The sequence below is a fragment of the Pseudomonas sp. MF09156 genome (genome assembly GCF_059862305.1).
On sequence record NZ_JCBCUR010000002.1, the window covers coordinates 522,964 to 537,569 of the forward strand.

A 14,606-nucleotide genomic window follows, 5' to 3' on the forward strand; every position below is an offset into this window, starting at 1 on the left:
AAAACAACAATTTCGATCAAGCATCAAGAGGACTACCAGCATGATTATTTACGGTGTGGCGTTTCTGGCCCTGTGTACCCTGGCGGGCCTGTTCGTCGGCGAGCTATTGGGCAAATGGATGGGCATCCCGGCCAACGTCGGCGGGGTGGGGATCGCGATGTTGCTGCTGATCGGCCTGGGCAGTTACCTCGCTAAGCGTGGCCTGTTTACCGGCAAATCCGAGCAGGGCGTGAGCTTCTGGGCGGCGGTGTACATTCCCATTGTGGTGGCCATGGCGGCCCAGCAAAACGTGTATGGCGCGATCAGTGGCGGCCCGATGGCGATCCTCGCCGGCACCAGCGCGGTGGTGGTGGCATTTGCCCTGGTGCCGGTGCTGGTGCGCATCGGCAAGCGTGAGCCGGAAGCGGTTGTCACTCCCAAGTCGGCAGGGTGAGCGCCATGTACGAATCCTTGATGAAAGTCATCACCGGCTACGGCCTGATCAGCGGTTTTGCGGTAATCGGCCTGACCATGTGGGTGTCCTACTGGATCAGCGACACCTTCACCAAAGGCCGCCTGCATGGTTCGGCCATCGCGATCCTGCTGGGGCTGGTGCTGTCCTATGTGGGTGGTGCGTTTACCGGCGGGGCCAAGGGCGTGGTGGATATCCCGTTGCTGTCGGGCATCGGCCTGCTGGGCGGGGCGATGTTGCGGGACTTTGCCATCGTGGCCACCGCGTTTGGGGTGAGCGTCGATGAGCTCAAGCGTGCTGGATATGTGGGGGTGCTGGCGTTGTTTGTCGGCGTTGGCTCGTCGTTTATCGCAGGCGTCGGAGTGGCCATGGCGTTTGGTTATACCGATGCAGTGAGCCTGACCACCATCGGCGCCGGGGCCGTGACCTACATCGTCGGGCCGGTGACCGGGGCGGCGATTGGCGCCAGTTCCGAGGTGATGGCGCTGTCCATCGCGGCGGGGTTGATCAAGGCCATTCTGGTGATGGTGATGACCCCGTTCGTCGCCCCGCTGATTGGCCTGAACAGCCCGCGCAGTGCGGTGATCTTCGGCGGGCTGATGGGCACCTCCAGCGGCGTGGCCGGTGGGCTGGCGGCGACTGATCCGAAGCTGGTGCCTTATGGCTGCCTGACGGCGGCGTTTTATACGGCGCTGGGGTGTTTGTTGGGGCCTTCGTTGTTGTTTTTGATCATGCGCGGGTTGGTGGGCTGATCGACCCTTTGTGGGATCCGGCTTGCCGGCGATGGCTGCCTTGGATGTGTCGCAAGGCGAATGGCCTCATCGCCGGCAATCCGGCTCCTACAGGGGCAGTGTTCAACGTTGCCGATTGGCATACATCCGACACTCCGCCAACAACGCCAGCAGGTTCGGATCGCGCTCCTTGGCCTTCAAGAACACCACGCCAATGTGCTGCTGCAACCGGTAGCGTGGTTGCAACGGGATCAGCTTGACCCGGTTCTCATACACCGCCGCGATCCTTCCCGGCAGCAGCGCATAACCAACGCCCGAGCTGACCATGCTCAGCAGGGTAAAGATATCGTTGACCTGCATCGCCACCTTCGGCTCGAAGCCTGCCTGCTTGAACACCCGTGCGCCGTCCTGGTGGGTGGCGAAGCCTTGGGTCAGGGTGATGAAGGTGGCATCGCGCACCTGGGCCAGGTCGATTTCCTGTTCGCGATCCAGGGGCGAGTCGGCGGGGGTGGCGAGGAAGATATCGTCGCAAAACAGCTGGATCTGCGCGCAATCCGGCTCGACGGCCTGGTCGTCGAGGGAGATCAGGATCGCGTCGACTTCCATGTTTTTGAGCTTGTACATCAGGTCGACGTTGGAGCCCAGGATCAGGTCGATATTGAGCTCGCTACGCCTGATTTTCAGACCCATGATCAGTTGCGGCACGGTCTTGACCGTCAGCGAATACAGAGCGCCGAGCTTGAAACGCTCGGCGGAGAAACCGGCGGCTTCGCGGGTCAGGCGCACGCTGTCGACCACATCCTGTACCAGCTTCTGCGCGCGCTCTTCGAGGATGTAGGCGCTTTCCAGGGGGGTGAGGTTGCGCCCTTCGTGCTTGAACAGCGGGCAGCGCAGTGCGTTTTCCAGGGAGTGGATGGCCCGGTGCACGCTGACATTGCTGGTCTGCAACTCGGCGGCGGCACGGGCCAGGTTGCCGGTGCGCATGAAGGCCAGGAAGATTTCCAGTTTCTTGAGGGTAAATTCTTCGTCGATCAGCATGGCGATGACTCTTATTCGAATGCGTTCGATTGTGCCCTTAAAGCGCCGCAACCGTCATAACGGTCTTGCACTCTCGCCTGTCAGGCCTGAGCCTTATGGGGTAGATGCAGCAGTTTTGGAGGTTGGCAACACATGTATCACGGAGAACGATTCAACGCCTGGAGCCATTTGCTCGGCGCCGTGGCAGCCTTTATCGGCGCGGTGTGGATGCTGGTGGTGGCGAGCATGGACGGCAGCCCGTGGAAGATCGTCAGCGTGGCGATCTACGGTTTTACCTTGCTGGTGCTGTATAGCGCCTCGACGGTGTATCACAGCGTGCGCGGGCGCAAGAAAGCGATCATGCAGAAGGTCGATCACTTTTCGATCTATCTGCTGATTGCCGGCAGCTACACCCCGTTTTGCCTGGTGACCCTGCACGGGCCGTGGGGCTGGACGCTGTTCGGGATTGTCTGGGGGCTGGCGGTGATCGGGATCTTGCAGGAGATCAAGCCGCGTTCCGAGGCGCGCATTTTGTCGATTGTGATTTACGCGGTGATGGGCTGGATTGTGTTGGTGGCGGTCAAGCCGTTGATTGCCGCGCTGGGCATGGACGGGTTTATCTGGCTGGCGTCGGGTGGGGTGTTGTACACGGTGGGGATTATCTTCTTTGCCCTGGAACACCGTTTAAGGCACTCCCACGGGATCTGGCATCTGTTTGTGATTGGCGGCAGCCTGCTGCATTTTGTGGCGATCATGCGCTACGTGCTCTGACGCACCTCTGTAGGAGCCGGCTTGCCGGCGATGGCGTCAGCAAGGTTGGCGCAAGACTTGATGGCCTCATCGCCGGCAAGCCGGCTCCTACAGGTTTAGAGGCGGTCTAGCTGCTCCTGGGCACGGCTGCCAAAGATCTCCAGCAGGCTCGCCAACATATGCGGCGGTGGCTCGTCGGCGCGGGTCAGGGCATACAGGGTGATGGGCAGCGGCGGGGCCAGGGGGCGGATGCAGGTGCTGTCGGTGGAGGCGCCCAGCGCGGTGAAGGGGTCGATCACCGCCAGGCCGGCGCCGGACTCCACCATGGCCCGGGCCAGGGAGTAGGTCTGCACCGAGATCCGCACGCGTGGCGGTGGTTCGACCGCTTCCAGATAGCTGTCGAGCCGCGCCGACAGCGGGTCGGCACTCGACAGGCCAATCAACGGCGTGCCCGCCAGGGCCATCAAGGGCAGGGGTTTGCCCAGTTCCGCCGCCGGCCAGAAACCCCGTGGTGCCAGGGCCACCAATACGCCGTGGGCCAATGCCTGTGCCTTGAGCCCCGGATGGTCCGGGGACTTGAGGGTCAGCGCCACATCCATCTCGCGCATCAACAGGTTTTGCACCAGCTCGCGGCTGTGGGCGCTGGACAGTTCGCAGGCGATGTCCGGGTAGCGTTGGGTCCACTCGCCAATCGCCGGCGGCAGCAGTGACAAGGCCAGGGCCGGCGTGGCGCCAATGCGCAAGCTTTGGCCAGGCGCGCGCCGCAGGTTCTGCGCCAGGCGCCGCACGCCTTGCAGGCTTTCGCTGACCTTATCGACTTCGCGCTCCAGGGCCAGGGCTTCCGGGGTGGGCTGCAGCTTGCCGCGTATGCGCAGGAACAGCGGGAAGCCCAGTTGCAGCTCGGCATGTTGCAGCACCTTGGTCACCGCCGGTTGCGAGACATGCAGCAACTGCGCGGCGGCACTGACCGAGCCGGTCTGGCGGATGGCCTGGAAGATTTCGATATGACGCAAGCGCATGACGAGTCCATAACCTTTGTTTATAGGTGGCCCATCTTTATTCATTGTCCGGCGCCTGTCACCTGCCCCTACCCTTGGACGCTCATTACAACGCTTGGGAATCGATATGGCTGAGCAGGTTTGCATCATTGGCGGTGGGGTCATCGGTCTGGCGAGCGCCTATGCCCTGGTGCGCGCCGGCATGGACGTGACGGTGGTCGAGGCGCGCGACAGCCTGGGCAGCGAGACCAGCTTTGCCAATGGCGGCCAATTGTCCTATCGCTACGTTGCGCCGCTGGCGGACAAAGGCGTGCCGTTGCAAGCCATTGGCTGGCTGCTGCGCGGTGACTCGCCGTTAAAGCTGCGCCCGCGCCTGGACCCGGCGCAATGGCGTTGGATGGCCTCCTTCCTTGGCGCCTGCCGGGCATCGGTCAACAAGCGCAACGCCGGGCACTTGCTGCGCCTAGCCACCCTGAGCCAGGGCACCTTGCAGCAATGGCGCGAAGAAGACGGGCTGGACGGCTTCGACTGGAAACGTAACGGCAAGCTGGTGACATTTCGCAGCCATCACACCTTCGAGCACGCTCGCAACAAGGTGCTCGATTGCCTGCAACAGCAAGTGCTGTCGGCGGCCGATTGCACGCGGCTGGAGCCGACCCTGGGGGCCAGGGATTTTGTCGGAGGTATCTACACGCCCAATGAAGAAGTGGCGGACTGTCATGGCTTCTGCCAGCAGTTGGCGGCGCGCCTGCAAGCGTCGGGCCGGTGCCGGTTTGTGCTGGGGCGCAAGGTCACCGGTATCCGCCATGCCAACGGCACCGTGCAGGCGATTGAGTTGGGTGACGAGGTGATGCCGGTGCAGCACCTGGTGCTGGCGGCGGGAGTACGCAGCCCCGAGTTGGCCTTGCCGGGCATCGCATTGCCGCTGTATCCGCTCAAGGGCTACAGCCTGAGCGTGCCGATTGGCGCGCAGCACGCCGCGCCGAACATCAGCATCACCGACTATGACCGCAAGATCGTTTACGCGCGGATCGGCGAACAACTGCGGGTGGCGGCGATGGTCGATATCGTCGGCTTCGATAAGGGCCTTGAGCCCAAGCGCCTGGCCCTGATCAAGCGCCAAGCCAGTGAGACGTTCCCTTTGGCCGGCGATTACAGCCAGGCCATCGAATGGGCAGGCATGCGCCCGGCCACCCCCAGCGGCGTGCCGCTGATTGGTGCCAGCGTGTACCGCAACCTGTGGCTCAACCTCGGCCACGGCGCCCTGGGTTTCACCCTGGCCTGCGGCAGCGGCCAGGTGTTGGCCGAACTGATCGGCCAGCACACTCCTTCCATTGATATGCAGGGCCTCGCGCCCCGCGCCGCATAGGACCGCGCAATGACCATCACCCGGATCAACAGCAATAGTCGCCTGTCGGGCGCCGTGACTTTCCAGGACCTGGTCTTCCTTTCCGGCCAGGTGCCGGGCGACGGCCAGGACGTCAGTACCCAGACCCACGAGGTGCTGGCCAAGATTGATGCGCTGCTGGCCGAAGCCGGCAGCGACAAGGATCATCTGCTCAACGCGACTATCTACCTGAAAAACATTCAGGAGGGTTTTGCGCCGATGAATGATGTCTGGTGCGCCTGGCTCACGCCCGGCCAGGCACCGACCCGTACCACCCTGCAGGCGGAACTGGCACGCCCCAGTGTGCTGGTGGAAATCAGCGTCATCGCTGTACGCCGCCCATAACAAGAAAACCAACGGAGAATAACAATGCAAAAAATCACGTTGATCGGCACGGCCCTCGGGCTGTTACTGGCGGCCCAGGCCCAGGCCAATGAAGCGCCGCTGGTGGGCACCCTGGCCAAGGTCGCGAATGCCAAGAGCATCACCCTGGGCTATCGCGATGCGTCGGTGCCGTTTTCCTATGTCGGCGACCACACCGGCAAACCCATGGGCTACTCGGTGGACCTGGCGAGCAAGATTGTCGAGCGCATCCAACAGAAGATCGGCGTGCCCCAGCTCAACGTGAAGTACAACCTGGTCACCTCCCAGACCCGTATTCCGTTGGTGATCAACGGCACCGTCGACCTGGAGTGCGGCTCCACCGGGGTGACGGCCGAGCGGCAGAAGCAGGTGGCGTTTTCCTATGGCTTTATCTACGTCAAGGGCCAGTTGCTCACCGCCAACGACAGCGGTATCCAGCGCTTCGCCGACCTGCGCGGCAAGAACGTGGTGACCACTGCCGGCACCACCAACGAGCGGTTCCTCAAGAGCTACAACCACGAGCACAAGCTGGATATGTCGGTGATCAGCGCCAAGGATCACGGCGAGGCGTTCCAGATGTTGCAATCGGGCCGGGCCGTGGCGTTCTACATGGACGATGCGTTGCTCTACGGCGAGCGCGCCAAGGCCAAGGACCCGCACAAGTGGGTGGTGGTGGGCGAGGAGCAGTCGCGGGAAATCTACAGCTGCATGGTGCGCAAGGACGACCCGCAGTTTCTGGCGGTGGTCAACGAAACGTTGGGCGAGCTGTACAGCTCGGGGGAAATCAACGGGATCTACCAGCGCTGGTTTGAACAGCCGATCCCGCCGAAGGGATTGAACCTGGAGTTCCCCATGACCAGCGAGCTGAAGGCGATCATTGCCAAGCCGGTGAGTGATCCGGTGGAATAAAACACCCAGCCTGTAGGCGCCGGCTTGCCGGCGATGAGGCCCGCAAGTCTTGCGCAGGCCTTGATGCCGCCATCGCAGGCAAGCCAGCTCCTACAGTTTGATTGGGTTTGCAACGTGGGGTTAGAAGTCGCCCCATAGCTGTTGTGCGACGGCCAGCGCAACTACGGGCGCCGTCTCGGTGCGCAACACCCGCGGCCCCAGCCGTGCGGCGTGGAAGCCAGCGCCTTGCGCGGTCTGGACTTCACCATCGGTCAAGCCACCCTCCGGCCCGATCAAAAACGCCAGGCTCGATGGCTTGGCATGGCTCACCAGCGGCTCGGCCACCGGGTGCAGCACCAGCTTCAAATCCGCCTCGGCCTGTTTCAACCAATCGGCCAGCAACAGCGGTGGGTGAATCACCGGCACCGTAGAGCGGCCGCATTGCTCACAGGCGCTGATTGCGACCTGGCGCCAGTGCAGCAGGCGTTTGTCGGCACGTTCGTCCTTGAGGCGCACTTCGCAGCGCTCGCTGAAGATCGGCGTGATGGCATTGACCCCAAGCTCGGTGGCTTTCTGGATGGCCCAGTCCATGCGCTCGCCACGGGACAGGCCCTGGCCCAGATGAATGTGCAGTGGCGACTCGACCTGGCCGGCGAAGGCTTCGGTCAGTTGCACCGTCACGCGTTTTTTCCCGACTTCCAGCAGGCTGCCGCGAAATTCCTGGCCAGAGCCGTCGAACAGTTGCACGGCATCGCCTTCGTTCATGCGCAGCACACGGCTGATGTAGTGCGCCTGGGCTTCGGGCAATTCGTGGTCGCCAAGGCTTAGCGGGGTATCGGTGAAAAAACGCGACAGTCTCATTTCTGTTCTCTGCAAATAATGTGTGTGTTGCTATGCAGCGGGAGCGACGGCGTACTGTAGGAGCCGGCTTGCCGGCGATGGAGGTCAACGATAACGAGGGGGCCTGGATGAACGCGGCGCTCTCACGTTTTTCGCCGGCAAGCCGGCTCCTACAGGGGGCTGAGGGTTAGCCGGGGTCGCGAAAGCCTGGGTGGAAGTCCTTGGGCACGGCCACGCTGACTTTGCTATTGGTGGCGATATCAATGCCTTCAGTGGCCACTTCGGCGAGGAAGTCGATCTGCTCCGGGGTAATCACATACGGCGGCAGGAAATACACCACGCTGCCTAGCGGGCGCAGCAGCGCGCCGCGTTCCAGGGCATGCTCGAACACTTTCAGGCCGCGCCGTTCCTGCCAGGGGTAGGCGGTCTTGGTGGGCTTGTCCTGTACCATCTCGATGGCCAGCACCATGCCGGTCTGGCGCACTTCCGAGACATGGGGGTGGTCTACCAGGTGCGCGGTGGCGGTGGTCATGCGCTGGGCCAGGGCCTTGTTGTTCTCGATGACGTTGTCTTCTTCGAAGATATCCAGGGTCGCCAGGGCTGCCGCACAGGCCAGCGGGTTGCCGGTGTAGCTGTGGGAGTGCAGGAAGGCGCGCAGGGTCGGATAGTCGTCGTAGAAGGCGCTGTACACATCTTCGGTGGTGACCACGGCGGCCAGCGGCAGGTAGCCGCCGGTCAGGGCCTTGGACAGGCACAGGAAATCCGGGCGGATGCCCGCCTGCTCACAGGCAAACATGCTGCCGGTACGGCCGAAGCCCACGGCGATTTCATCGTGGATCAGGTGCACGCCATACCGGTCGCAGGCTTCGCGCAGCAGCTTGAGGTATACCGGGTGGTACATGCGCATGCCACCGGCACCCTGGATCAGTGGTTCGACGATCACGGCGGCGACGCTGTCGTGGTTGTCCGCCAGGGTCTGTTCCATGGCCTGGAACATATTGCGCGAGTGTTCTTCCCAGCTCATGCCTGCGGGGCGCAGGTAGCAGTCCGGGCTTGGCACCTTGATGGTGTCCAGCAGCAGCGCCTTGTAGGTCTCGGTGAACAGCGGCACATCACCGACCGACATCGCGGCGATGGTTTCGCCGTGGTAGCTGTTGGTCAGGGTGACAAAGCGCTTTTTGTTCGGCTGGCCGCGGTTGAGCCAATAGTGAAAGCTCATCTTCAGCGCGACTTCGATGCACGACGAGCCATTGTCGGCGTAGAAGCAGCGGGTCAGGCCTTCGGGGGTGATCTTGACCAGGCGCTCGGACAGCTCGATCACCGGCTGGTGGCTGAAGCCGGCGAGGATCACGTGCTCCAGTTGGTCCACCTGATCCTTGATGCGCTGGTTGATACGCGGGTTGGCGTGGCCGAACACGTTGACCCACCACGAGCTGACGGCATCGAGGTAGCGCTTGCCTTCGAAGTCTTCCAGCCATACGCCTTCACCGCGCTTGATCGGCACCAGCGGCAGTTGCTGGTGGTCTTTCATCTGGGTGCAGGGATGCCACAGCACCGCCAGATCGCGTTGCATCCACTGGTTGTTCAAGCCCATCTTTTAGTCTCCTCGAAGCGCTGCCGTGACCCGCGCAGGCAAAACAATCGCGCAAGCCTATGCAATGGTGGGCTGTGTCACAACCCATGAACGGTGAATTGGCAGTAAATGCAGGACGGTCTGTCACGTTTGTGCTCGATAGTCCTTAATCCCTAGTTAATTTACTGTTCATAGGCTCAACATCGGATAAATCGATATTTCAAAGCGAAATTTTCGGCTTTATATCGATAGGTAACACGCTAGTCTTGGACACGGCTCTTACAGGATTTGGGGAATGCAACTACGAAACACATCGGCCCGCTACGGCTGGGTCAGCATTGTTATCCACTGGAGTGTGGCCCTGGTGGTGTTTGGCCTGTTCGCGCTGGGCCTGTGGATGGTCGGCCTCGACTACTACAGCCTATGGCGCAAAGATGCACCGGACTTGCACAAAAGCATTGGTATTACGTTGTTTGCGGTGATGTTGGTGCGCATTGTCTGGCGCCTGCTCAGCCCACCACCGCCGCCACTGGCCAGCTATAGCCGCATGACCCGGATCGGCGCGGCGTTTGGCCACGCGTTCCTGTATCTCGGGCTGTTTGCCGTGATGATTGCCGGCTACCTGATTTCCACCGCAGACGGTGTCGGGATCCCGGTGTTTGGCCTGTTTGAAATTCCTGCCGTGGTTTCCGGTCTACCGGACCAGGCAGACGTAGCTGGGCTGGTGCATTTGTACCTGGCCTGGGTACTGGTGGTGTTTGCCGGCCTGCATGGCGTGGCCGCGTTGAAGCACCACTTCATTGATCGTGACGCGACCCTGGTTCGTATGCTGGGGCGCAAAGCCTGATGTTCAACCTCGACTCACAAGGAATAGAAAGCATGTTGAAAAAGACTCTCGCCGCTCTGGCAATTGGTTCTGCTCTGCTGTCTGCTGGTCAGGTGATGGCTGCTGATTACAAGATCGACAAGGAAGGGCAGCACGCCTTCATCGACTGGAAAATCAGCCACCTGGGCTACAGCTACATCCACGGTACTTTCAAGGACTGGGATGGTACGTTCAGCTGGGATGCCGCCAAGCCTGAAGCGAGCAAAATCGCCGTCGACGTGAAAACCGCCAGCCTGTGGTCCAACCACGCTGAACGTGACAAGCACATCGCCAGCAAGGACTTCCTGGACGTTGGCAAGTTCGCCGATGCCAAGTTCGTTTCGACCGCAGTTAAACCAACCGGCGAAAAAACTGCTGACGTGACCGGCGACCTGACCTTCCACGGTGTGACCAAGCCTGTGACCTTCAAGGCCACGTTCAACGGTGAAGGCAAGGATCCATGGGGCGGCGAACGTGCTGGCTTCAACGCCAAGACTACGCTGAACCTGAATGACTTCGGCATCAAAGGCCCTGGCCCGACTTCCCAGACCGTGGACCTGGACATCTCGCTGGAAGGTGTCAAAGCGAAGTAAATTCGCAGGCTGCATAAAAAACCGGATCGTGAGATCCGGTTTTTTTCAGCCTGGAATACGGTCAATGTAGGAGCTGGCTTGCCTGCGATAGCGGCAGGTCAGCCACCTGCGATGCAGGCTGAAATTCCGTCATCGCAGGCAAGCCAGCTCCCACAGTTGATCGATGTCGAGTCCAAAAAAATACCCCGGATCTTTCGATTCGGGGCATTTTTATGGCGCTTTGAAAATCAGCGGTTGCGGGTCAGCAACGCTGGTTTTTCACCACGAGGGCGGCCTGGCAGTTGATCCAACTGCTCAGGTGTCGGGAAGCGATCGCTTTTCGACTCCTTGTGGATGATCTTCGGCGTGGTGCCGCTGCGCGGGTTCTGCACGGCAGGTTCCGAGGCGCGTGGCTGCTCATCACGCGCAGGGCGGCGGTTGCGCGACTCTTCGCGACGGGCCTGGCCGTCACGCGGAGCGCCGTTGCGCGGGCCATTGCGCTTGGCAGGCGGGGTGCCAGTGGTGGCGCCGTTGCTGCTGCGTGGACCGTTCTGGCGACCCTGCGGCTGGCCGCCGGTGCGCGGAGCACCTGCACCAGCGCCCGGTGCCGGGGCACCTGGGCGGCGACCACGGCCTTGGGCCGGCTTGGCCTGGGGCACGTAGTCGACGCGGTTGCCGAAGTTATCCACGTCGTCGTCGAGGAACTCGTCCGGTGCGCGGTCGGCTGCGGCGCGTGGCGGCTGGCTCGGCTGGCGCTGTTCGCGGGCCGGGGTGCCTTCACGGGGCTTTTGCTCACGGGCTGGGCGTTCGCCACGGCCGTTGGTAGGCGCCTTGTCCTTGCCGCCCTTGTCCTTGCCTTTGTCGCGACGACCACCGCCACCACCGCCGCCGTTCGGGCCATCGCCCTTGGGACCACGTGGGTTGCGCGGGTTACGCACATCCGGACGCTCGCGCACTTCCGGTTTTTCGGCTTCCACGGTGCTGGCATCGAAGCCCATCAGGTCGCCGTCGGCGATTTTCTGCTTGGTCATGCGCTCGATGCTTTTCAGCAGTTTCTCTTCATCCGGGGCGACCAGGGAAATGGCCTCGCCCGAACGACCGGCACGGCCAGTACGGCCGATACGGTGCACGTAGTCTTCATCGACGTTTGGCAGCTCGAAGTTGACCACGTGCGGCAGTTGGTCGATATCCAGGCCGCGGGCGGCGATATCGGTGGCCACCAGGATCCGTACGGAGCCGGCCTTGAAGTCGGCCAGGGCCTTGGTCCGCGCGTTCTGGCTCTTGTTGCCGTGGATGGCGACGGCGGTGAGGCCGTGCTTGTCCAGGTACTCGGCCAGGCGGTTGGCGCCGTGCTTGGTGCGGGTGAACACCAGCACCTGTTCCCAGGCGCCAGCGGTGATCAGGTGAGCCAGCAGCGAGCGCTTGTGGCTGGCTGGCAGGCGGAACACCCGCTGCTCGATACGCTCGACCGTGGTGTTGGGCGGCGTGACTTCGATGCGCTCGGGGTTGTGCAGCAGCTTGCCGGCGAGGGCCGTGATGTCGTTGGAGAACGTTGCCGAGAACAGCAGGTTCTGACGCTTGGCCGGCAGGCGTGCGAGGACTTTCTTCACGTCATGGACAAAGCCCATGTCGAGCATACGGTCGGCTTCGTCCAGCACGAGGATTTCCACGTGGGACAGATCGACGCTGCCTTGGCCGCACAGGTCGAGCAAACGACCAGGGCAGGCGACCAGCACGTCAACCCCGCGGGACATGGCCTGAACCTGTGGGTTCATGCCGACGCCGCCGAAGATGCAGGCGCTGACGAACTTCAGGTCGCGAGCGTACAGCTTGAAGCTGTCATGCACTTGTGCGGCGAGTTCGCGGGTAGGGGTCAGGACCAGTATGCGGGGTTGGCGCGGGCCGTGACGCTGGGATTTGTCCGGGTGACCGTTGGGGAACAACCGCTCCAGAATCGGGAGGGCGAAGCCGCCGGTTTTACCAGTACCTGTCTGAGCCGCGACCATCAGGTCGCGACCTTGCAACACGGCGGGAATAGCCCGCTGTTGCACCGGAGTAGGCTCGGTATAGCCCGCTGCCTCGATGGCGCGGACTAAAGCCTCGGAGAGACCGAGGGAAGCAAAGGACATGAGTAATCCTGTTTGTAGTTAGGGCTTGGCCCAAAGGGATAATCTTGCCGGGCGCGAATCGCGTTTAGAGGAACGCAACCCCGTCCGGTCCTGCTGGGGCTGGCAGGCACTCCAATGGCTCGCGCGGGCTGCAAAGCTGCGCAGTAGCGGGGTTGGATGCCTGTGATACGACCACAGCGGCCGGGCGTAAGCCTGGCGGAAAGGCCGGAGTATAACAGAGCATTCACTGCGCGCTGCTTTCCTGCTGCTCAACGGTGTCGTCCAGCAGCGGCGACGGGGCTATCTGGGTCCCGGCGCCGGCATATTTGGCACTCAGGGCCGCGTAGGCGGGCTCTTGCTTGAAACGTTTGAGCTCGGCACCAAAACGCTGGACCAGCAGGTCCATGCCCGCGCCACGGCGTACGGCGAGGAATTGTTTCTGGCTGCTGATCACCGGCGGCGCCTGGGTGACCTGGTGTTCCAGGCCCAATTCCTTGAGCACATGCTGGCCGACCCGGCGGTCGGTGATCACCAGATCGATCCGGCCACGGGCCAATTTGCCGAAGTTAGCCTCATGGCTGGGGGCCGGTTCGCGGGTAAACAGCGTGGATTCGCTGAACCCGGCGCTATACAGGTAACCGGGGGAGGTGCCGATGGTCAGCCCTTTGAGCTCATCCAGGGTCTGGAACGGATGCGGGCGCTGGTTGGCGTAGAACATCACAAACTCAACCTGGGACAACGGTTCGCTGGGGTAAAGCAGCGCGGCGTCGCGTTCGTGGCTGTGGAAAATATCCAGTGCGCCGTCCGCCAGGCCTTGGTCGAGCATGGCCAGGCAGCGTTTCCAGGGCAGGAACTGCCACTGCACCTCGATCCCCAGGCGCTGGAACACGATGACGGTAGTCTCGTAGTCGAGCCCGCGCATCTGGCCGTTTTCTTCGTAGACGTAAGGTGCCCAGGGCTCGGTGACAATGCGCAGTTTCTCGCCGTGGGCGGTCAGGCTCAGGCAAGTGAAAAGAACAGCGCTCAACAGCTGGAGAATGACGGGCATACCCTGAGGTTACGACTGTCTCAGGTTAAAGAGAAGCTCTGGATCGGGGATCTTCAGGCGGCAAACCTGAACTTTTATTGCGCCGCCGAGCCGGGAAGGAATCCTGGCCGGCGGTACAAAGGGGGCAGCCTCAGCGTGGCAGCTTGAGGTTGTTCCAGATCGCCAGGCTCGGGTCAGCCTGGTTCAGGGTGTAGAAGTGCAGCCCCGGTGCGCCACCTTGCAGCAAGGTTTCGCACATTTCACTGATGACCTGCTCGCCGAAGGCCTGGATGCTCTTGACGTCATCGCCGTAGGCTTCCAGCTGCTTGCGTACCCAGCGTGGGATTTCTGCACCGCAGGCGTCAGAGAAGCGCGCCAGCTTGCTGTAGTTGGTGATCGGCATGATGCCCGGCACGATCGGGATATTCACACCCAGGGCCTGCACGCGCTCGACGAAGTAAAAGTAGCTGTCGGCGTTGAAGAAGTACTGGGTGATCGCACTGTTGGCGCCGGCATTGGCCTTGCGCACGAAGTTGTTGAGATCGTCTTCGAAGTTGCGCGCTTGCGGGTGCATTTCCGGATAAGCAGCCACTTCGATATGGAAGTGATCGCCGGTTTCTTCACGGATGAAGCTCACCAGGTCATTGGCGTAGCGCAGCTCGCCGCTGGCCATGCCCATGCCGGACGGCAGGTCACCGCGCAGGGCGACGATACGCTTGATGCCGGCGGCCTTGTATTGGGTCAGCAGGCCGCGCAGGTCGTCCTTGCTGTCGCCCACGCACGACAGGTGCGGCGCGGCAGGCACCTTGGCCTCGCTTTCCAGCTGCAGCACGGTGTTGATCGTACGATCACGGGTCGAGCCGCCTGCGCCGTAGGTGCAGGAGAAGAAATCGGGGTTGTAGCTGGCCAACTGCTTGGCAGTCGCCATCAACTTTTCATGCCCAGCATCGGTCTTGGTCGGGAAGAACTCGAAGCTGTAGCGACGGTCTTGGGACATGGTAATACCCTTGAAAACTCATAAAACCGGAAGACATAC

At 62.0% G+C, this 14,606-nt stretch carries 15 protein-coding genes; 8 read left to right on the forward strand and 7 right to left on the reverse strand.

Features of this window, described 5'->3' with window-relative positions; all coding sequences use genetic code 11:
* Positions 1–40: 40 nt before the first annotated feature.
* The gene (gene madL / locus AC19YY_RS08225; RefSeq protein ID WP_169953580.1) at positions 41–433 is read left to right on the forward strand and encodes a malonate transporter subunit MadL; all 393 of its coding nucleotides are present in this window, start codon (positions 41–43) and stop codon (positions 431–433) included.
* Positions 434–438: 5 nt separating this feature from the next.
* The gene (gene madM / locus AC19YY_RS08230; RefSeq protein WP_169953582.1) at positions 439–1,203 is read left to right on the forward strand and encodes a malonate transporter subunit MadM; all 765 of its coding nucleotides are present in this window, start codon (positions 439–441) and stop codon (positions 1,201–1,203) included.
* Between the two features lie 102 nt (positions 1,204–1,305).
* Here madM and AC19YY_RS08235 read toward each other — a convergent pair whose 3' ends face one another.
* Entirely contained in the window at positions 1,306–2,220 is a 915-nt protein-coding gene (locus AC19YY_RS08235; protein ID WP_170042163.1) for a LysR family transcriptional regulator, read from the reverse strand.
* 132 nt (positions 2,221–2,352) lie between these two features.
* Here AC19YY_RS08235 and trhA point away from each other — a divergent pair, with 132 nt between their 5' ends.
* A complete protein-coding gene (gene trhA / locus AC19YY_RS08240; protein ID WP_057440355.1) occupies positions 2,353–2,970 on the forward strand; it encodes a PAQR family membrane homeostasis protein TrhA in 618 nt (205 codons plus the stop codon).
* Positions 2,971–3,065: 95 nt separating this feature from the next.
* On the opposite strand, the gene AC19YY_RS08245 is transcribed toward trhA, so the two are convergent.
* Positions 3,066–3,968: a LysR family transcriptional regulator gene (locus AC19YY_RS08245; protein ID WP_169953586.1), complete on the reverse strand. Its 903-nt coding sequence runs from the start codon at positions 3,966–3,968 to the stop codon at positions 3,066–3,068.
* A gap of 106 nt (positions 3,969–4,074) precedes the next feature.
* On the opposite strand from AC19YY_RS08245, the gene AC19YY_RS08250 reads away from it, so the two are divergent.
* Genes AC19YY_RS08250 through AC19YY_RS08260 form a run of 3 tightly spaced genes read left to right on the forward strand, consistent with a single transcriptional unit; the run spans position 4,075 to position 6,606 of the window.
* Positions 4,075–5,316: a D-amino acid dehydrogenase gene (locus AC19YY_RS08250; protein ID WP_169953588.1), complete on the forward strand. Its 1,242-nt coding sequence runs from the start codon at positions 4,075–4,077 to the stop codon at positions 5,314–5,316.
* A 9-nt stretch (positions 5,317–5,325) separates the two neighbouring features.
* Complete coding sequence (locus tag AC19YY_RS08255; protein WP_169953590.1) at positions 5,326–5,679, forward strand: RidA family protein; 354 nt, start codon at positions 5,326–5,328, stop codon at positions 5,677–5,679.
* 24 nt (positions 5,680–5,703) lie between these two features.
* Entirely contained in the window at positions 5,704–6,606 is a 903-nt protein-coding gene (locus tag AC19YY_RS08260; protein WP_169953592.1) for a transporter substrate-binding domain-containing protein, read from the forward strand.
* Between the two features lie 120 nt (positions 6,607–6,726).
* On the opposite strand, the gene AC19YY_RS08265 is transcribed toward AC19YY_RS08260, so the two are convergent.
* Both AC19YY_RS08265 and AC19YY_RS08270 read right to left on the reverse strand, forming a co-directional pair.
* Positions 6,727–7,446, reverse strand: a complete 720-nt coding sequence (locus AC19YY_RS08265) for a 16S rRNA (uracil(1498)-N(3))-methyltransferase (RefSeq protein ID WP_170042165.1) — start codon at positions 7,444–7,446, stop codon at positions 6,727–6,729.
* Between the two features lie 166 nt (positions 7,447–7,612).
* Positions 7,613–9,019 (reverse strand): adenosylmethionine--8-amino-7-oxononanoate transaminase, encoded by a 1,407-nt coding sequence (locus tag AC19YY_RS08270; RefSeq protein WP_170042166.1) that lies wholly within the window; start codon positions 9,017–9,019, stop codon positions 7,613–7,615.
* Between the two features lie 274 nt (positions 9,020–9,293).
* On the opposite strand from AC19YY_RS08270, the gene AC19YY_RS08275 reads away from it, so the two are divergent.
* Complete coding sequence (locus tag AC19YY_RS08275; protein ID WP_169953598.1) at positions 9,294–9,845, forward strand: cytochrome b; 552 nt, start codon at positions 9,294–9,296, stop codon at positions 9,843–9,845.
* Between the two features lie 32 nt (positions 9,846–9,877).
* Positions 9,878–10,456, forward strand: a complete 579-nt coding sequence (locus AC19YY_RS08280) for a YceI family protein (protein WP_169953600.1) — start codon at positions 9,878–9,880, stop codon at positions 10,454–10,456.
* Between the two features lie 227 nt (positions 10,457–10,683).
* Here AC19YY_RS08280 and rhlE2 read toward each other — a convergent pair whose 3' ends face one another.
* From rhlE2 to metF, 3 genes are all read right to left on the reverse strand, one after another.
* On the reverse strand, positions 10,684–12,564 hold the full coding sequence (gene rhlE2 / locus AC19YY_RS08285) for an RNA helicase RhlE2 (RefSeq protein WP_500604050.1): 1,881 nt from the start codon (positions 12,562–12,564) through the stop codon (positions 10,684–10,686).
* 223 nt (positions 12,565–12,787) lie between these two features.
* The gene (locus AC19YY_RS08290; RefSeq protein WP_169953604.1) at positions 12,788–13,591 is read right to left on the reverse strand and encodes a substrate-binding periplasmic protein; all 804 of its coding nucleotides are present in this window, start codon (positions 13,589–13,591) and stop codon (positions 12,788–12,790) included.
* 130 nt (positions 13,592–13,721) lie between these two features.
* Positions 13,722–14,567: a methylenetetrahydrofolate reductase [NAD(P)H] gene (gene metF / locus AC19YY_RS08295; protein ID WP_029297387.1), complete on the reverse strand. Its 846-nt coding sequence runs from the start codon at positions 14,565–14,567 to the stop codon at positions 13,722–13,724.
* Between the last annotated feature and the right edge of the window lie 39 nt (positions 14,568–14,606).

Bases quoted from the DNA above. Each gene is read 5' to 3' on its own strand.
- AC19YY_RS08265 (WP_170042165.1), bottom strand. From the start codon at position 7,446: ATGAGACTGTCGCGTTTTTTCACCGATACCCCGCTAAGCCTTGGCGAC.
- AC19YY_RS08235 (WP_170042163.1), bottom strand. From the start codon at position 2,220: ATGCTGATCGACGAAGAATTTACCCTCAAGAAACTGGAAATCTTCCTG.
- trhA (WP_057440355.1), top strand. From the start codon at position 2,353: ATGTATCACGGAGAACGATTCAACGCCTGGAGCCATTTGCTCGGCGCC.
- AC19YY_RS08275 (WP_169953598.1), top strand. From the start codon at position 9,294: ATGCAACTACGAAACACATCGGCCCGCTACGGCTGGGTCAGCATTGTT.
- AC19YY_RS08270 (WP_170042166.1), bottom strand. From the start codon at position 9,019: ATGGGCTTGAACAACCAGTGGATGCAACGCGATCTGGCGGTGCTGTGG.
- AC19YY_RS08255 (WP_169953590.1), top strand. From the start codon at position 5,326: ATGACCATCACCCGGATCAACAGCAATAGTCGCCTGTCGGGCGCCGTG.
- rhlE2 (WP_500604050.1), bottom strand. From the start codon at position 12,564: ATGTCCTTTGCTTCCCTCGGTCTCTCCGAGGCTTTAGTCCGCGCCATC.
- madM (WP_169953582.1), top strand. From the start codon at position 439: ATGTACGAATCCTTGATGAAAGTCATCACCGGCTACGGCCTGATCAGC.
- metF (WP_029297387.1), bottom strand. From the start codon at position 14,567: ATGTCCCAAGACCGTCGCTACAGCTTCGAGTTCTTCCCGACCAAGACC.
- AC19YY_RS08290 (WP_169953604.1), bottom strand. From the start codon at position 13,591: ATGCCCGTCATTCTCCAGCTGTTGAGCGCTGTTCTTTTCACTTGCCTG.
- AC19YY_RS08245 (WP_169953586.1), bottom strand. From the start codon at position 3,968: ATGCGCTTGCGTCATATCGAAATCTTCCAGGCCATCCGCCAGACCGGC.
- AC19YY_RS08280 (WP_169953600.1), top strand. From the start codon at position 9,878: ATGTTGAAAAAGACTCTCGCCGCTCTGGCAATTGGTTCTGCTCTGCTG.
- AC19YY_RS08250 (WP_169953588.1), top strand. From the start codon at position 4,075: ATGGCTGAGCAGGTTTGCATCATTGGCGGTGGGGTCATCGGTCTGGCG.
- madL (WP_169953580.1), top strand. From the start codon at position 41: ATGATTATTTACGGTGTGGCGTTTCTGGCCCTGTGTACCCTGGCGGGC.
- AC19YY_RS08260 (WP_169953592.1), top strand. From the start codon at position 5,704: ATGCAAAAAATCACGTTGATCGGCACGGCCCTCGGGCTGTTACTGGCG.